Below are 15,086 nucleotides of genomic sequence, written 5' to 3'. Positions count from 1 at the left end.
CGTTTCGGGCTCGTCTTCCTCGCGCGATCCGTGCAGCAGGACGACCTTCGCCGCGATGCTTACGAGCAGCGATAGCGCCCCGATAGTCTCAAGCAAGGCGGGAATCATGTCGGTCTCCCTGAACGTCGACGCACTCGATCATCGATGCGAGAGCATCGGCCCGTAGGTCTTTACGAAAAATGCAATCGTGATACCGGCGCTGACGATCAAGGTGCCCGCGCGAACCCACTGCGGCGGCGCGCGCCGGCCGATCTGCGCGCCGCCATACCCGCCGGCGATCGCCGCGAGCAGCATCGCGATCGTCTCCGGCCAGCGCACTGCCTGCGCCGCCGCGAACGTCAGCACGGCCACCGAGTTGGCCGCGCTCACGAGCAACGTGCGCGGCGCGTTAAGGCTCTTCAGGTCGCGCGAATCGAGCAGGCCCCAGACGGCCATCATCATGATGCCGACCGCGCCGCCGAAATACCCGCCATACACGCCGAGCGCGAACTGGATCGACAGCACCGCCGCCGCGCCGATATGCCAGCGCCGCCGCAACATCTCCCCCAACTTGCGGCCGAACGCAAGCGTGAAGCTCGCGCACAGAAGCAGCCACGGCAGCACGAACGAAAACGTCCGCGACGACGTGGACAGCAACAAGACTGCGCCGACGAGCCCGCCGGCGAGCGTCGTCACGAGCATCTTGCGGATCGACACCGAGCCGACCGGACCGAGCCCATCGCGATAGGCCCACGCGCTCACGACACCGCCCGGAAACAGCGCGACGGTGCTCGAAGCGTTCGCCTGAACCGGTGGCAAGCCGGCGGCGATCATCGCGGGGAGGCTCACGAACGAGCCGCCGCCGGCCAGCGCATTCATCGCGCCCGCAAGAAAACCGGCGCCGATAACGACAATGAAGGGTTCCATGCGACAGATGCTAGCGACGCGGCCGTCCCCTTACAATCTGGCATTTCCAATGCGAGGCTTCGGCCAATCCGAAGGAAGCGCGATGCGTTTCGATCTGACCGACATGCGGCTTTTCCTGACCGTGGTCGAGCGCGGCAGCATCACGGCGGGCGCTCAGGCGATGCACCTCGCGCTGGCCTCGGCGAGCGAGCGCATCGCGGGCATGGAGGCCGCGCTTGGCGCGCCGCTGCTCGAGCGCAACCGCCGCGGCGTGCAGGCGACCGCCGCCGGCGATGCCTTCGTGCGCCACGCGCGCGCGATTCTCGGCCAGGTCGAGCAGATGCGCGGCGAGCTGCGCTCGTTCGCAACCGGCCTCAAAGGCCGCATCCGGCTGATGTCCAACACGGCGGCGCTGGCCGCCTTCCTGCCGCCGAGACTCTCGCGTTTTCTCGTCGCCTATCCCGATCTTTCGATCGATCTCGACGAACGCCCGAGTGTGGAGATCGTGCAGGCGCTCGCGGAGAGGCGCGCGGATCTCGGCGTCGTCTCGGACACGACCGATCTTGGACAATTGGAGACGCATCTGCTCGCGAAGGATCGACTCGTGGTCGTGGCGAATCGCGCGCATCGGATTGCGGGAGAAAGCGAGGTGGCGTTCGCGGAAATCGTCGGCGAGGCATTCGTCGGGCTGTCGGATGCCGCGCTCGAATTGCATCTTGCGGAGCGCGCCTCGCGACTTGGCCGCCAGATTGCCTACCGAATCCGCATGCGCAGTATCGACAACGTCGGGATGCTCGTCGAATCGGGCATCGGACTCGCGATTCTGTCCGAGGCATCGGCGCGGATGCTGGAGCGGCCGACGCTTGCGGTCGTGCCGCTATCGGAGCCGTGGGCGACACGCCGTCTGCATCTGTGTGCCCGCGACTTCCGCGCGCTCACGCCGCACGCGCGTTTGCTCGCCGAAACGTTGATGGACGGCGCAACCGCAAGCTAGAACGGACGCCCGACGATAAACGGATCGACCGCGCCGATCGCTTTGAGATCGCGATTCGCGTAGGGCAGCTTGTGCAACACATAGCGCATCGCGTTGAGGCGCGCGCGCTTCTTGCAATCGGAGCGTACGACGGTCCAGGGCGTGTCCGCGCTATCGGTATGCGCGAACATGGCTTCCTTGGCGTCGGTGTACGCATCCCACTTGTCGAGCGACGCGAGATCGACCGGACTCAGCTTCCATTGCTTCAGCGGATGAATCTCGCGCTCCTTGAAGCGTCGGCGCTGCTCGGCGCGGCTCACGGAGAACCACAGCTTGATGACGTGCGTGCCGCTCTGCGAAAGATGCCGTTCGAACGCGGGCACCTGCTGCATGAAGTCTTCGTATTCGCGCGGCGAGCAGAAGCCCATCACGCGCTCGACGCCCGCGCGGTTGTACCACGAGCGGTCGAAGAGCACGATTTCGCCCGCCGTCGGCAAGTGTTCGACATAGCGCTGGAAATACCATTGACCGCGCTCGCGCTCGGACGGCTTTTCCAGTGCGACGACGCGCGCGCCGCGCGGATTCAGATGCTCCATGAAGCGCTTGATGGTGCCACCCTTGCCCGCCGCGTCGCGCCCTTCGAAGAGGATGACGACGCGCTGACCCGTGTCGCGCACCCACGCCTGCAACTTCAGCAGCTCCACCTGAAGGCGATACTTCTGCTTCTCATACGCGCGCCGCGACATCAGGTTCCGATACGGATAGCCGCCATCTCTCCACGACGGCGACAGTTCGTCGTCGGGATCAGGCGTGCCGTTGGCGGCCCGCAGCATCGCGTCGCCATCGAAAAGATGGGCGCGCAACGCCGATACTTCATCCGGCGACATACCGCCGATCAAGGTTCGGACGGTATCGACCAGCGATTCAGCTTGTGCGCCGTCTCGCGCGTCGAAGCGCTTCAGTATGTCGTCCAGGCTGCTCGTCAGCAGGTCATGCGCCGCTTCGACCGCGCGGCCCGTTTCTTCCTGTTCGATGGACGGCGGCTTCGTTCGCGCCGCGACGCCGCCGTCGCTCGATTCGGCAGTGTTACCTGGCGATATCAACTTCATTCCTTCCTCGATGTTGTTGCTCGGAGTCTCTGTCTCTCACGTCGTTTTGTCTTCAGGCGGCTTCGTGCGCCTTTCGCAAGACCGTGTAGAGCTTGTCCTTCAGCAGCAGCTTTTCTTTTTTCAGCGATTCGATAGCGAAGCCATCCGCAGGCGTGACACCGGTCTCCATGTTGTGGATCTGATGATCGAGTTCGTTGTGGCGCTCGAAGAGCCGCGAGAAGTGGCCGTCTTCGGTCTTCAGGCGCGAGATGAGATCGCGATATTCGGGAAACATGCTTGATCCTCCGGTTGATAAACAATTAGCAATTCGAAGTACATATTACCGACCAGAGAGGGCCTTTTCTTAGACAAATATCAAGCGATGCTGTGTCAGACCGCCGCGGATTGCATTTGCAAGCACCTAGGCAAAACCCTCTTTCGCCCGGGTATCGTCCTTGCACAGAATGATGTCGCCGGCCGGGCATCCGCGCGGCCGGCGTGAGCCAAGGAGGCCGACATGAAGAAAAGCCGCAATTGCGCGCAGGGACGCGCCCTGCACATTGCGTTGATCGCCGGCGCTGCTGGCTTGTGCTTCGCCACGGCGGCCAGCGCGGACAGCCAAGCCGCGAAGAAGATGGGCCAGATGGGCGTCATCAACCAGACACTGCAGCCGAAGCCCCTGAAGCCGGCGACGCCGAACACGCCGAACGCGAATACGACGACGCCGAACTACAACGCGAACTCGAACTACAACCCCAACGCGGGCAATACGGCAAACGGCGCCGTGCCCGGAACGCCCGCCGCCGCGGGCGCGCCCCCGAGAAAGTAGGCGCCATGTGCGCGTCGGGCCGCTCGTTGGATCGGGAGCGGCCCGAGCCCTTCCCAGCGAACCGGCGCGCGCGTTCGCACGGCCGCGCATTGTCGATCTCTTATACTTGGCTCAGGCATTGCCATTCAAAGCGCACATTCCTGAGTCCATGAAAAAGATCAAACCCGGTCTCGTGCTCGAACTCGTCGCTAACCTGCTGCTTCCGTGGCTTGCGTACCGGCTCGCGCTGCCTTACTGGGGCGATGTCGGCGCGCTGTATGCATCGGCCGCGCCGCCGCTCATGTGGAGCGTCGCCGAATTCGCGCGCTCGCGCCGCGTGGATGCGCTTTCCGCGCTCGTGCTCTTCGGCATCGCGCTATCGATCGTCATGCTCGCGATGGGCGGCAGCCCGCGCATCCTGCTCGTGCGCGAATCGCTCGCGGCGGGCGCAACGGGCATCGTTTTTCTGATCTCGCTGTTTTTCGAGCGCCCGCTCGTCTTCTATCTCGCCCGCGCGACCGTCACTCGCGAGCAGGAAGACGGTGCGAAACGTTTCGAGGCGTACTGGAGCGAGAGCGCTTCGCTGCGCATGTCGTTGCGGCTGATGACGCTCGTGTGGGGTGTCGGGCTCTCGCTCGAGACCGTGCTGCGCTTCTGGTTCGCGTGGACGTGGCCGGTCGAGCGTTATCTGGTTGTCTCGCCGGTCGTGAGCTACGTGATCTACGGCGGATTGCTCGCGTGGACGTTTTGGTTCCGCGCGCGGCTCATCGAGCGTCAGGGAGAAAGCGCGTCGTCGCGCGACGGTCTGCTCGGCTAGCTAGGCCAGCGGCGCGCACGTCGCCATCGCGATGTGATCCGCGATCGCCGCGTTCACCGCACAGGCATGCGTGAGCGGCCCCATGTGTCCCGCATCCGGCACGACGATCAGCTTCGCCGCCGGCATCAGATCGGGCAAGGTTTCCGCGATCAGGCGCGTCGGCGCGGGCGCGTGCTCGCCGCGCATGACGAGCGTGGGAATGCGCAGCTTCGCATACGCGCTCGCCGGCGTCGGCTCGTGAATCAGCGCGCGAAAATCGAGCGGCGCTTTCGGCACCCAGCGCGTGAGCATCGCCTGTACGGACGGCCGCAACGCCGACCATGCGCCATGTCCGCCCCAATAATCGACGAAGGAACGCGCCGCGCCGCGCAGATCGCCGGCGACGACGCCCTCCGCCGTGCGCGCCGCGATCGCGAGAATCTCGGCGAATTCAGTCGCACCGCGCGCGCCCATGCTCTTCAGCAGATGAAACGCCGACGGCTCGTAAAGCGTGATGCTCGCGACGCCGTGCGGCCGTTCCAGCGCGGCGCGCAACGCGACGCCGCCGCCATACGAATGTCCGACGAGATGCACCTTGCCGCGCTGACGATCGATGATGTCGATCGTGCGGGCTGCTTCGTCCGCGAGCGTGAAGGCGCGCTCGCCGCTCCACGGTCCGACGCTGTCGCAACCATAGTGCTCCGGCGCCATCAACGTGTAGCGCGCGTGATCCGCGTTGAGTGCGTCGAGCGTTTCGCCGAGCTGGCGCCATTGATTCGCGCCCGCGCCCGAGCAGTGCAGCGCGATGACCGCTGCGGCGGTGTGTTCGTCGTTCGAATCCATCATCGTTCGTTCTCGCTTTCGTGAGTGATCAGGCGTCGCCGTCGCACGCGCGCATACGGCGTTCGAGCTCGCCGATATCCGCGCACGATCCGAGATAGGCGTCGCGGCGGCTATGCTCCGCACGTTCCAGCAGCATCCCGGTCCAGCAGATCAGATGCGGCAGCATGAAGTCCTTTCCGACATTGATTAGGTATCCCAACATGATTCGCTCCACTTGCACCAACGAGACCTTCCATGAAATGCCGGCTGAGCGAACGTGCAAGACGGATGAATCGGAGAGTCGCTGAGGCGGCGGGTGTCGATGCAATGCAGCGACCGTGCCAGTTTCGCCGATGCCTTGCCAGTCAAGGCTCGGGGCGAAATCAGCCGCGCGCAGGCCGACGCGGGTGTCGGGCGCGAGCCAACGCTTCGTCTTCGGAAAGACGGCGGACGTCGAACACGTCGCCGAACCTCGTCGGAAGCGACTCCTTGCGTGAGATACGGAAAAGGCCGCGAAAATATTCCCTTCGCATGGGATCAAGCTTTCGCGCCGCCGCGCCGTTAATACGGCTGATTGCCGCGAAAGGCGCTTCGCCCGGCGCGCCTGCCCGTAGACCGGCCCGCTTCGGATGGCGCGATAAGATACGGCAGCGTTCGATCTTTGCGTCCCGCAATCGCTCATTCGGAGGCAAACGGCTTGCACAGTCGCCACTCGCTCACTTTCAGGATGACGGTGTTCATCGGCGTCGTCTGCGTGCTCCTCATCGGCACCGATCTCTGGCGCAGCGTCGCCGCACGCCGCGCGCAGATCGACGAGATGACGACGGCGACGTCCAACCTCGCGCGCGCGATGGCGCAGCACGCGAACGACGCGTTCAAGGAAGCCGATACGACGCTCATCGGCATGGTGGAGCGCGTCGAGGAGGACGGCACGTCGCCGGCCGACCTCGCGCGCCTGCACCGCTCGCTCGTGTCACGCGTGCAGCAGTTGCCGCAATTGAACGGGCTCTTCATCTTCGACAAGGACGGCGCGTGGATCGTCAATTCGCAGGCGAAGCTCGACTCGCGATTCAATAACTCGGACCGCGAGTACTTCGAATATCACCGCACGCATACCGATCAGGGCTCGCACATCGGGCCGCCGGTCAAGAGCCGTTCGACGGGAAAGTGGATCGTGCCGGTATCGCGCCGCATCGACGCGCCCGATGGAAGCTTCGCGGGCGTCGCGCTCGCGACCATCGACATCGATTTCTTTTCGCGCTTCTACGACAGCCTCGATCTCGGCCAGTCGGGCGCGGCGGTTCTCGTGCTGAACTCGGGCACGATGATCGTGCGCCGCCCTTTCGAGGATCGTTTCGTCGGCAAGAACGTGAGCGACACGGCGCTTTATCGCTCGCATCTGGACGGCCGCTCGGGCGTGTTCACGACTAAATCGTCGCAGGATCACGTCACGCGTCTGAACAGCCTGCGGGAATTGCAGGACTATCCGCTCTTCGTCGCCGCAGCACTTTCGGAAGATGAAATCCTCGGCCCGTGGTGGCGCGACACGCTCTGGCACGCCTCCGTCACGACCGTGCTCGCGCTCGTCATCGCGATGTTCGGCGCACGGCTCGTGCGTCAGGTCACGGCGCGCACCCACATCGAGCAGGCGCTCGCTCGAAGCCTCGCGACGACTCAAACCGTCCTCGACACCGCGATCAGCCCGATCATCACCGTGGACGAGCGCGGCGCGGTCCGCTCCTTCAATTCGGCCGGCGAAAAGGTATTCGGCTATAAGGCGAGCGAAGTCATCGGGCAAAACATCCGGATGCTGGTGCCGCCGCCCCATCTGGATTTGTACAACGAATACATAATGCAATTCAAGGGGGAAAGCGGCGTCGCGACGGCCGACTGCGAACTCGCCGGACAGCGCAAGGACGGCACGTCGTTTCCTGCGCATGTATCGACGGGCGCGATGCGTCTCGATGGCGCTTTGCATTTTGTATCTGTAATTACGGATATCTCCAGGCAGCGGAAGGAACGCAGCGAACTGGCGCACGCGCGCGACCAGTTGCTTCTGGCTGCCGACATTGCCGAACTGGGCATCTGGTCGTGGGATCTGGTGACGGACAAGCTGCACTGGAACGCGCGCATGTTCGAGATTTATCACTATCCGCCGGAGATGCTCGATAACGGGCTGCACTTCGAGCACTGGCGCCTGCGCATACATCCCGAGGATCACGACGCGATCATGGCGAACCTGCGCGCGGCCGCTGCAGGAGAGATCGAGACCTTGCAGCCGTTCCGGATCGTCCTGCCAGACGGGACGACGCGGCGCATCCAGAGCGGGCTGCGCACGCAGCGCAACGCGAATGGCACGCCCGTCGTGATGACCGGCGTGAACTACGACGTCACCGACCAGTACGAACTGGAGTTCCATCTGCGCAATGCGAAGGAGCAGGCGGATGCCGCGAGCGCGGCGAAGTCTTCGTTCCTCGCGAACATGAGCCACGAAATCCGCACTCCGATGAACGCGGTGCTCGGCATGTTGCATCTCGTGCAGCTGACGGCGCTCAATGCGCGCCAGCAGGACTATGTGAGCAAGGCGGAAACCGCGGCCAGATCGTTGCTGAATTTGCTCAACGATATTCTCGATTATTCGAAGATCGAAGCGGGCAAGCTGCAGCTCGACAGCCATCCGTTCGAGCCGGAAAAACTGATGGAAGAGCTCGGCATCGTGCTCTCGGGCAACCAGGGCGCGAAGGATGTCGAAGTGCTGTTCGATCTCGATCCGTCCGTGCCGACTGTGCTCGTCGGCGATAGCTTCCGCCTTCAGCAAGTGCTGATCAATCTCGCGGGCAATGCGCTCAAGTTCACGTCGGCGGGGCAGATCGTCGTGAGCGTGCATCGGCTCGACGATTCGCCCGATGCATCCGGCGATGCGGTGCGCTTGCGTATCACGGTCAGCGATAGCGGCATCGGCATCAGCGAGGCACAGCTCGAACGCATCTTTGAGGGCTTCACGCAGGCGGAGGCATCGACTTCGCGCCGTTACGGCGGCTCGGGCCTTGGGCTCGTCATCAGCAAGCGGCTTGTCGCGATGATGGGCGGGCAGCTCGAAGTCGAAAGCCGTGTGGGCGAAGGCAGCCGCTTCTGGTTCGACATCACGCTTGGCGTCGAAACGGCGAGCGCGTTGACGCATGACGAAAGCGCGAACCTCGAACATGGCGCGCGCATTCTCATCGCCGATGACAACGCGATCGCAGGCGAGATCATGGCGCGCACGGTGCGCTCGCTCGGCTGGCGCGCGGACATCGTGACGAGCGGACGCGAAGCGGTCGAACGCATCGGCGAAGCTGCGCTGAACGATGCGCCCTACGACATCGCCCTCCTCGACTGGCGCATGCCGGAACTCGACGGGCTCAACGCCGCCAGGCAGATTCACGCGATGAAAGGCCGCGCTGCGCCGCCTCTCGTGCTGCTCGTCACGGCATTCGGCCGCGAGGTGTTGAAGGAGTCGCAGGAAGGCGGCGACGCGCCTTTCGCCGGCTTCCTGACGAAGCCCGTGACGCCGAAGCAACTCGCGGCGGCAATCCGTGCCGCGCTGCCTCGCGACACCGAAACGACGCGGCCCGTCACGCCGCTGCCGACAATGAAAGCGCGCCGCCTTGCGGGACTCGCGTTGCTCGTCGTCGAAGACAATGCGCTCAACCGCCAGGTTGCCGAAGGCGTGCTGCTCGCTGAAGGCGCATCCGTCACGCTTGCGCAAAGCGGCCGTGAAGGCGTCGATCGGGTCATCGCAGCAAACGCCTGCTTCGACGCGGTGCTCATGGACGTGCAGATGCCCGATCTCGATGGACTCGAAGCGACACGCCTCATTCGCGCGGACGGCCGCTTCGCCGCGCTGCCCGTCATCGCGATGACGGCCAATGCATCGGGCGCGGATCGCGATGCGTGCATAGCGGCCGGCATGAACGAACATGTAGGCAAGCCAATCGATGTGGAGCGGCTGGTCGCGGTGCTGCGCGCGCACACCGAACGCACGCTGCAAGCGCCGGATGCACATCACGCGAATGCCGATATCGAATCTATCATCGAGCCGCGTGATTCGATCGTCGCGCGTTTCGGCGGCAACGTCGATCTGATCCGCAAGGCGATCGACGGCCTCGACGCGCAGACTGGCAAGCAACTCGCGATGCTCGCCTCGGCGCTCGCGGCGCACGACGTGCGCGGCGCCGCGGCGATGCTGCATGCGATCAAAGGCAGCGCGGCCACGATCGGCGCTGCTGCGCTCGCGCGGCTCGCGAGCACGCTCGAGAAGGACGCGCATCTTCTGGAAGCTGCGCGCGTGGCGTTGCCGCGCATGCAGCAGTTGCTTGCATCGAGCGTGGCGCAACTCGTCGATGAATTCGGTCGGCCCCGATCGCCTGCACGGAACACTTCCAACGTTTCACCGCTGCAAGACTACGACTGGCGCGCACGCCTCACTGCTATCGTCGAATTGCTCGATGCATCGAATCTGCAGGCGATCGCGCTATCCGAGAACTTGTCGCCTTATGCGCCGAGCGCGTATCGCGAGCACTTCGAGCAGTTTCTCGCGTGCGTGCGCGCACTCGAATTCGCGCGCGCATCGGAGATCGCGCGCGATATGCTCGAACAGGTTTGAGCCGAACGAGAACGCTAGACGTTAGCGGCCATTTGCATCGCGAACATACACCGGAAACGGATGGACGTTCGCGCCGCATGCCGAGTCCAGCATCGCGCGCAATTCTTCCCGCGCCTTGCGCGCAGAAGCCAGCGCGCCCTGCACGCGCGCCTGCAACACGGCGGACCTGGCCGGCTTTGCAATGACATCCGCCGCGCCCGCATCGAGCGTGCATTGCTCCGTTTCGACATCGCGCGCATCGGCCAGCACGACGATCGGTACGTGGGCCAGTTCCGACAACAATGCGCGCACCGCCGCGCAAGGGTTATCGCAACAACGCGCATCCAGCACGATCGCATCCGGCTCCTTGCTTTGCGCAAGACCTAGCGCGGCATTGCAATCCTTCGCGAGATCGAGTGCGCCGATGCCTTCGAGCGCATGCCGATGCGCCTCGATCGTGTCGTCCCCGAGGATGCCGAGCACGCGCACGCCCGTAGGTTTCGACGCCGCCGCTTTACCCTGCTCGTGCCGACGCGCCTGCGCCTCCATCACGCGATGCCGCAGACGAAGCTGTGCCCGCACACGTGCCTGCAGGCGCGGCGCGACCAGCGGTTTGATGACGTAATCCGCCGCGCCGATGTTGAAGGCGTCGACTTCGAGCGCGGGCGCGTCGTGACTGGTGACGAATATCACCGGCACGCGCGCGAGCTTCGCATCGCGCTTGAGGATTTCGCAGACATCGAAGCCCGTCATGTTGGGCAGATTGGCGTCGAGAAGGATCAGATCCGGCGTCGACTCGCGCGCCAGCGCGAGTGCCGCTTCGCCAGTGGTGGCAAAGCGCTGGTTGGGGAACTCCGCGAGCATGTCCCCGATGATGCGAATCATCGCCGGGTCGTCGTCGACGAGAAGTAAACGCGGCTGGTACGTTGAGGTGGAGTTCTCTGCTTTATCCATATTCGAACGGTCATTCATCAGACGAGATGCACCTTTATGAACTCTACGCCCGCAATGCGTGCGCCGCAAATTGATATGCGTGGAGGTATTAATTATCTGATATTTCAGTGCTCGCAGATTTCTGTTCCGCAAATACTTTCGTGCATGGACATATTCATAAGTGAATAAGTAACTTGTTCCGAGCGCTCCGTGCGCGCCCGTCCGTGTCATTTAGGGCACGGCCGGATAAAGCACGTTCGTTCCGCAGGTTTTCGCACGGGCGTCCCGCAAAAAATGCTATGACGTTTTTAATCGAATCCGCCGATCAATGTAAACATTCAAAAACGGCTTATCGTTTGCGAGGCTTTTTACATTGCGACCTCAGGGCGCATACTTGCCGCAATATCTATAAAAGCCGGGAAAAAGCCATGTACGGGGAAGCCAGAACGCTCTACTTCGTGGGCCGCGCATTATCGGACGATGTCTCCGAGCGTTTGTGCGCTCGTGGCTGGACCGTCGAGCGCATCGACCCGGCCAAGCCGCCCAAGTCCGCCAAACACGGCAAACGCGCAGCGGCGGGTATCGTCGATCTCACCAGTCGCGGTTTTGCACAGGACGCGGCCGCGCTCACCGCGATGCTCGCAAGTTATCAGATCGGCTGGGTCGCGACGGTCGACGCCGAGCATGTCGATAACCCCGATATCTGCCGCCTCATTCGCGATTTTTGTTTCGATTATGTGACCGTGCCGTCCACCGCCGATCGAATCGTCGATGCAGTGGGACACGCATACGGCATGGTTTCGCTGCACGATGCCGCGAGCAACGATCCGCGCAAGGACGAATGCAAGGAAGGCAGCATGGTCGGTTCCTGCGATGCAATGCAGGCGCTTTATCGCTCGATTCGAAAAGTCGCGATGACCGATGCGCCCGTCTTCATCTCCGGCGAATCGGGCACGGGCAAGGAACTCACCGCTGTTGCGATTCACGAGCGATCCGTGCGGCGCGAGCGGCCTTTCGTCGCGATCAACTGCGGCGCGATTCCCGCGCATCTGTTGCAGTCGGAACTCTTCGGTTATGAGCGCGGCGCATTTACCGGCGCCAATCAACGCAAGATTGGTCGCGTTGAAGCGGCCGACGGCGGCACGCTCTTTCTCGATGAAATCGGCGATCTGCCGCTCGAAAGTCAGGCGAGTCTGCTGCGCTTTCTTCAGGAGCGCAAGATCGAGCGTCTCGGCGGACAAGGTTCGACGGACGTCGATGTACGCATCATTTCGGCGACGCACGTCGACATGCAGACGGCCATGCTCGAAGGACGCTTCCGCGCGGACTTGTACCATCGCCTGTGCGTATTGCAGATCGACGAGCCGCCGCTGCGCGTGCGCGGCAAGGATATCGAACTGCTTGCGAATCACATGCTCGATCGCTTCAGAAAAGACGCGAGCCGGCGGCTTCGCGGCTTCGCGCCGTGCGCGATTGCAGCGCTGCATAACTATGGCTGGCCCGGCAATGTGCGCGAGTTGATCAATCGCGTGCGTCGCGCAATCGTCATGTCGGAAGGAAGGCAGATTCTCGCCAGCGATCTCGAACTGGGCGAATATGCGGAAGCCGCGCCGATGACGCTCGCACAAGCGCGCGAAGCAGCCGAGCGACAGGCTATCGACGTGGCGTTGTTACGTCATCGCGGACGTCTCGGCGAAGCGGCGGACGAACTGGGCATCTCGCGCGTCACGCTGTATCGCATGTTGACTGCCTATGGCTTGCGCGCCAAGGCCGACAGGCCGCTGGAGGCATCAGGCGGCTGACCGGTGCGCGAATCATGATTCGCTTAAAAGGGCAATAAGGAACCTTCATTCGCCTTCGCCGCTCCAATCACGGCGTCATGAAAGCGTGAAGCGGCATTCACACCGCATTCGTACCTCACGCACGTCGCAGTTCCTCTCGTAGCGCTCCCGCGCTACGCAGTCTCGTTTCAATCATTTGCGGCCCGCCTGCGTATCTTCGGCGCGCTCATTCTGCGCTAATGCGCCATGCCATAACATTCATTCGCACGCATGATGCGTCGCGAATTCTTATGGGCGTGCCTAGCGAGTAACGTCTGGTTGTCAGTCATGGCTTTCAATAACAACGCTTCTCTCATTCGTCAATTTTCGAACTATGCAGTGCCCACCGTGCTAGCTGCATGGGTGTACTGCATGCACTCGGTCATCAGCGGCATCTTCATCGGACGCCATGTCGGCCCAGATGCGCTTGCCGCGTTGAATGTGCTCGTTCCGTTGCTCTATCTGCCTTACGCATTCAGCGTGATGATCGGCGTCGGCGGATCGACGCTCGTCTCGAGATTGCTCGGCGAGCAGCGCGAACGCGATGCCGCCGAAGCATTCACACAGGCGCTCTGGCTGCTCGGTCTATGCGGCGTGACATTCGCGATGGCGATCCATTTTTATGCCGATACCTTCGTGCAATGGACGGGCGCGCGCGGCGAGCTTGCGCTGCTCGCGAAAGACTTCCTGCACGCCTATGCGCCTTTCGTTCTGTTTCCGACCGCATGTTATGCGCTCGAACTGTTCTTGCGAATCGAAGGCGCGGCGAAGTTCGGTCTCGTCTGCCTGATCGCGGGCGGCACCGCCGATGTCGCCTTGACATGGTGGATGGTGAGCCACATGCAATGGGGCATGCGTGGCGCGGCGCTCGCATCGGGCATCAGCCAGGCGCTCGCCTGCATGCCGATGCTCGCCTACCACTTCGTCAAGGCCCGGCACGTTCGGCCTGTTGCCCATGCTTTCACGCGGCTCGATCACGCATGGCGCATGGCTTATAACGGGGCATCGGAGTTTCTCGGCGAGATCGCGCCAAGCGTCACGCTCTTCGCGTTCAATCACGCTGTATTGCGCTGGCTCGGCGACACCGGCCTCGTTGCGTTCGCAGTCGTGGAATACATGACGATGATCGCGTCGGTCATGATGGTCGCGCTCGTACAGAGCATGCAGCCTATCGTGAGCTTTCAGCGCGGCGCGGGCAACGCGCATGCCGTGTCGCGCGCGTTTTCGATCGGCGTCATCGTTACGGCAGGCTTCGCACTCGCCGCCGCTTTCGCGATCCTCGCGCTCGCGCAACCGCTCGGGGCGCTCTTCGTGCCCGACAGTCCTGCGGCACAAGCGCTTCTGCGCGACGCATTGCCGTGGTGCGCGCTCGCGTTCCTGCCTGCCGCGATCAACGTAGCGATCAGCGGCTATCTGACGGCCATCGAAGCGCCGCTCGCGTCGATGATCGTCGCCCTGTTGCGAAGCTGGCTGCTGCTCTTGTCGATGCTCTGGCTTCTGACCGAATGGTTCGGGCCGCGCGGCATCTGGATGACCGTCGCCATCACCGAGCTTGCGACGCTGGCTCTGAGCATCGTGCTGTATCGCACGCGCGGAAGGCGGTTCGAATTGCCCGCGCCAGCGACGACGAATCAGGCGCTTTTGTAGGCAACGAGTCCGACCCACTCGCGGCCATCGAGAGGGAAGTATTCCGGATTCACGCCCCGAGGACACGGCGTGAATTCCACGCACTCGATGCGAAAACCCGCGAGCATGAATTCGCGGGCGAGTATCGTCGGGTCCATGAGGTTGACTGTCGCGGGCAATAGCTTTGGCGCGAGTGCATAGCGATCCGAGTCCTCCGTCAATCCTGGCCATGCATTGCCCGATACGATCGCCCGCTCGTAGTCGGAAATCATCTTCGCCATGAAACGATGATACGGCGTGAAGCACAGCACGAATGCCTTGCCGTTGGGTTTGAGCCAATCGAATAGCCGGGCGACGCCCGTGCGGAAATCATCGGGCGCGAGGAAATGGAGTACGTGAGACGCGAGAATCACGTCGAGAGAAGAGGCTTCGAGTTCGTAGTGCGGGAACGCGCCTTCCAGCAAGACGAGATTACTGACGTACGCGGCCGGTGCAGCCTGCCGGATTTGCTCCAGTTGCGCCCGGGAAATGTCGTTCGCGATCACGCGCGTGCGTTTGCTTAACGTAGGCAGGGACGCGGTTCCATAACCTGCGCCGATATCCAGCACTACGCCACCCCGCTTGCGAGCGAATCGAATGAACGCGCGCGTGTACTTTGACAGCGGGAAAGCCGAGCCATGCCGGCTTTCCGTCAGGCGTTCTGCGCTCATG

At 63.1% G+C, this 15,086-nt stretch carries 13 protein-coding genes; 6 read left to right on the top strand and 7 right to left on the bottom strand.

Going from position 1 to position 15,086, the window contains the following annotated elements:
- Positions 1–138 precede the first annotated feature (138 nt).
- Positions 139–906, bottom strand: a complete 768-nt coding sequence (locus LDZ23_RS21435; protein ID WP_008347988.1) for a sulfite exporter TauE/SafE family protein — start codon at positions 904–906, stop codon at positions 139–141.
- Positions 907–988: 82 nt separating this feature from the next.
- Here LDZ23_RS21435 and LDZ23_RS21430 point away from each other — a divergent pair, with 82 nt between their 5' ends.
- On the top strand, positions 989–1,879 hold the full coding sequence (locus LDZ23_RS21430) for a LysR substrate-binding domain-containing protein (protein WP_008347985.1): 891 nt from the start codon (positions 989–991) through the stop codon (positions 1,877–1,879).
- On the opposite strand, the gene ppk2 is transcribed toward LDZ23_RS21430, so the two are convergent.
- Both ppk2 and LDZ23_RS21420 read right to left on the bottom strand, forming a co-directional pair.
- Positions 1,876–2,967 (bottom strand): polyphosphate kinase 2, encoded by a 1,092-nt coding sequence (gene ppk2, locus LDZ23_RS21425; RefSeq protein ID WP_008347984.1) that lies wholly within the window; start codon positions 2,965–2,967, stop codon positions 1,876–1,878. The genes LDZ23_RS21430 and ppk2 overlap by 4 nt on opposite strands.
- Positions 2,968–3,019: 52 nt before the next feature.
- Positions 3,020–3,241, bottom strand: a complete 222-nt coding sequence (locus LDZ23_RS21420; RefSeq protein WP_008347983.1) for an HP1242/YdcH family protein — start codon at positions 3,239–3,241, stop codon at positions 3,020–3,022.
- Positions 3,242–3,463: 222 nt separating this feature from the next.
- Between LDZ23_RS21420 and LDZ23_RS21415 the strand changes: the two genes are divergently transcribed.
- Together LDZ23_RS21415 and LDZ23_RS21410 are read left to right on the top strand one after the other, a co-directional pair.
- The gene (locus LDZ23_RS21415; RefSeq protein WP_008347982.1) at positions 3,464–3,775 is read left to right on the top strand and encodes a hypothetical protein; all 312 of its coding nucleotides are present in this window, start codon (positions 3,464–3,466) and stop codon (positions 3,773–3,775) included.
- A gap of 148 nt (positions 3,776–3,923) precedes the next feature.
- Entirely contained in the window at positions 3,924–4,571 is a 648-nt protein-coding gene (locus LDZ23_RS21410; protein ID WP_008347981.1) for a VC0807 family protein, read from the top strand.
- Here LDZ23_RS21410 and LDZ23_RS21405 read toward each other — a convergent pair whose 3' ends face one another.
- Entirely contained in the window at positions 4,572–5,396 is an 825-nt protein-coding gene (locus LDZ23_RS21405) for an alpha/beta fold hydrolase (RefSeq protein ID WP_081851823.1), read from the bottom strand.
- Between the two features lie 25 nt (positions 5,397–5,421).
- Positions 5,422–5,595, bottom strand: coding sequence for a DUF3563 family protein (locus LDZ23_RS21400; RefSeq protein ID WP_235366224.1), 174 nt, complete (start codon positions 5,593–5,595; stop codon positions 5,422–5,424).
- Positions 5,596–6,069: 474 nt separating this feature from the next.
- On the opposite strand from LDZ23_RS21400, the gene LDZ23_RS21395 reads away from it, so the two are divergent.
- A complete protein-coding gene (locus LDZ23_RS21395; protein WP_244808213.1) occupies positions 6,070–10,017 on the top strand; it encodes a response regulator in 3,948 nt (1,315 codons plus the stop codon).
- A gap of 21 nt (positions 10,018–10,038) precedes the next feature.
- Here the strand turns inward: LDZ23_RS21395 and LDZ23_RS21390 are convergent, their stop codons facing one another.
- Positions 10,039–10,950 carry a response regulator gene (locus tag LDZ23_RS21390; RefSeq protein ID WP_033536196.1) on the bottom strand — a complete coding sequence of 304 codons (912 nt, stop codon included), beginning with the start codon at positions 10,948–10,950 and terminating at the stop codon, positions 10,039–10,041.
- Between the two features lie 407 nt (positions 10,951–11,357).
- On the opposite strand from LDZ23_RS21390, the gene LDZ23_RS21385 reads away from it, so the two are divergent.
- Both LDZ23_RS21385 and LDZ23_RS21380 read left to right on the top strand, forming a co-directional pair.
- A complete protein-coding gene (locus LDZ23_RS21385; protein ID WP_008347976.1) occupies positions 11,358–12,731 on the top strand; it encodes a sigma-54 dependent transcriptional regulator in 1,374 nt (457 codons plus the stop codon).
- A gap of 357 nt (positions 12,732–13,088) precedes the next feature.
- Positions 13,089–14,396 carry an MATE family efflux transporter gene (locus tag LDZ23_RS21380; RefSeq protein WP_235366221.1) on the top strand — a complete coding sequence of 436 codons (1,308 nt, stop codon included), beginning with the start codon at positions 13,089–13,091 and terminating at the stop codon, positions 14,394–14,396.
- On the opposite strand, the gene LDZ23_RS21375 is transcribed toward LDZ23_RS21380, so the two are convergent.
- Positions 14,381–15,085 (bottom strand): class I SAM-dependent methyltransferase, encoded by a 705-nt coding sequence (locus tag LDZ23_RS21375; protein ID WP_008347973.1) that lies wholly within the window; start codon positions 15,083–15,085, stop codon positions 14,381–14,383. The two genes, LDZ23_RS21380 and LDZ23_RS21375, sit on opposite strands and share 16 nt — an antisense overlap.
- Between the last annotated feature and the right edge of the window lies 1 nt (position 15,086).

The sequence above is a fragment of the Caballeronia zhejiangensis genome (genome assembly GCF_022879815.1).
GTDB classification, from domain to species: Bacteria; Pseudomonadota; Gammaproteobacteria; order Burkholderiales; family Burkholderiaceae; genus Caballeronia; species Caballeronia zhejiangensis.
The sequence above is the reverse complement of the archived record's forward strand: the minus strand, read 5'-3'. Positions and strand labels throughout refer to the sequence as shown.

Excerpts from the sequence above, each read along its gene's own strand:
- LDZ23_RS21435 (WP_008347988.1), bottom strand. The coding sequence starts at position 906 with ATGGAACCCTTCATTGTCGTTATCGGCGCCGGTTTTCTTGCGGGCGCG.
- LDZ23_RS21430 (WP_008347985.1), top strand. The coding sequence starts at position 989 with ATGCGTTTCGATCTGACCGACATGCGGCTTTTCCTGACCGTGGTCGAG.
- ppk2 (WP_008347984.1), bottom strand. The coding sequence starts at position 2,967 with ATGAAGTTGATATCGCCAGGTAACACTGCCGAATCGAGCGACGGCGGC.
- LDZ23_RS21420 (WP_008347983.1), bottom strand. The coding sequence starts at position 3,241 with ATGTTTCCCGAATATCGCGATCTCATCTCGCGCCTGAAGACCGAAGAC.
- LDZ23_RS21415 (WP_008347982.1), top strand. The coding sequence starts at position 3,464 with ATGAAGAAAAGCCGCAATTGCGCGCAGGGACGCGCCCTGCACATTGCG.
- LDZ23_RS21410 (WP_008347981.1), top strand. The coding sequence starts at position 3,924 with ATGAAAAAGATCAAACCCGGTCTCGTGCTCGAACTCGTCGCTAACCTG.
- LDZ23_RS21405 (WP_081851823.1), bottom strand. The coding sequence starts at position 5,396 with ATGATGGATTCGAACGACGAACACACCGCCGCAGCGGTCATCGCGCTG.
- LDZ23_RS21400 (WP_235366224.1), bottom strand. The coding sequence starts at position 5,595 with ATGTTGGGATACCTAATCAATGTCGGAAAGGACTTCATGCTGCCGCAT.
- LDZ23_RS21390 (WP_033536196.1), bottom strand. The coding sequence starts at position 10,950 with ATGGATAAAGCAGAGAACTCCACCTCAACGTACCAGCCGCGTTTACTT.
- LDZ23_RS21385 (WP_008347976.1), top strand. The coding sequence starts at position 11,358 with ATGTACGGGGAAGCCAGAACGCTCTACTTCGTGGGCCGCGCATTATCG.
- LDZ23_RS21375 (WP_008347973.1), bottom strand. The coding sequence starts at position 15,085 with ATGAGCGCAGAACGCCTGACGGAAAGCCGGCATGGCTCGGCTTTCCCG.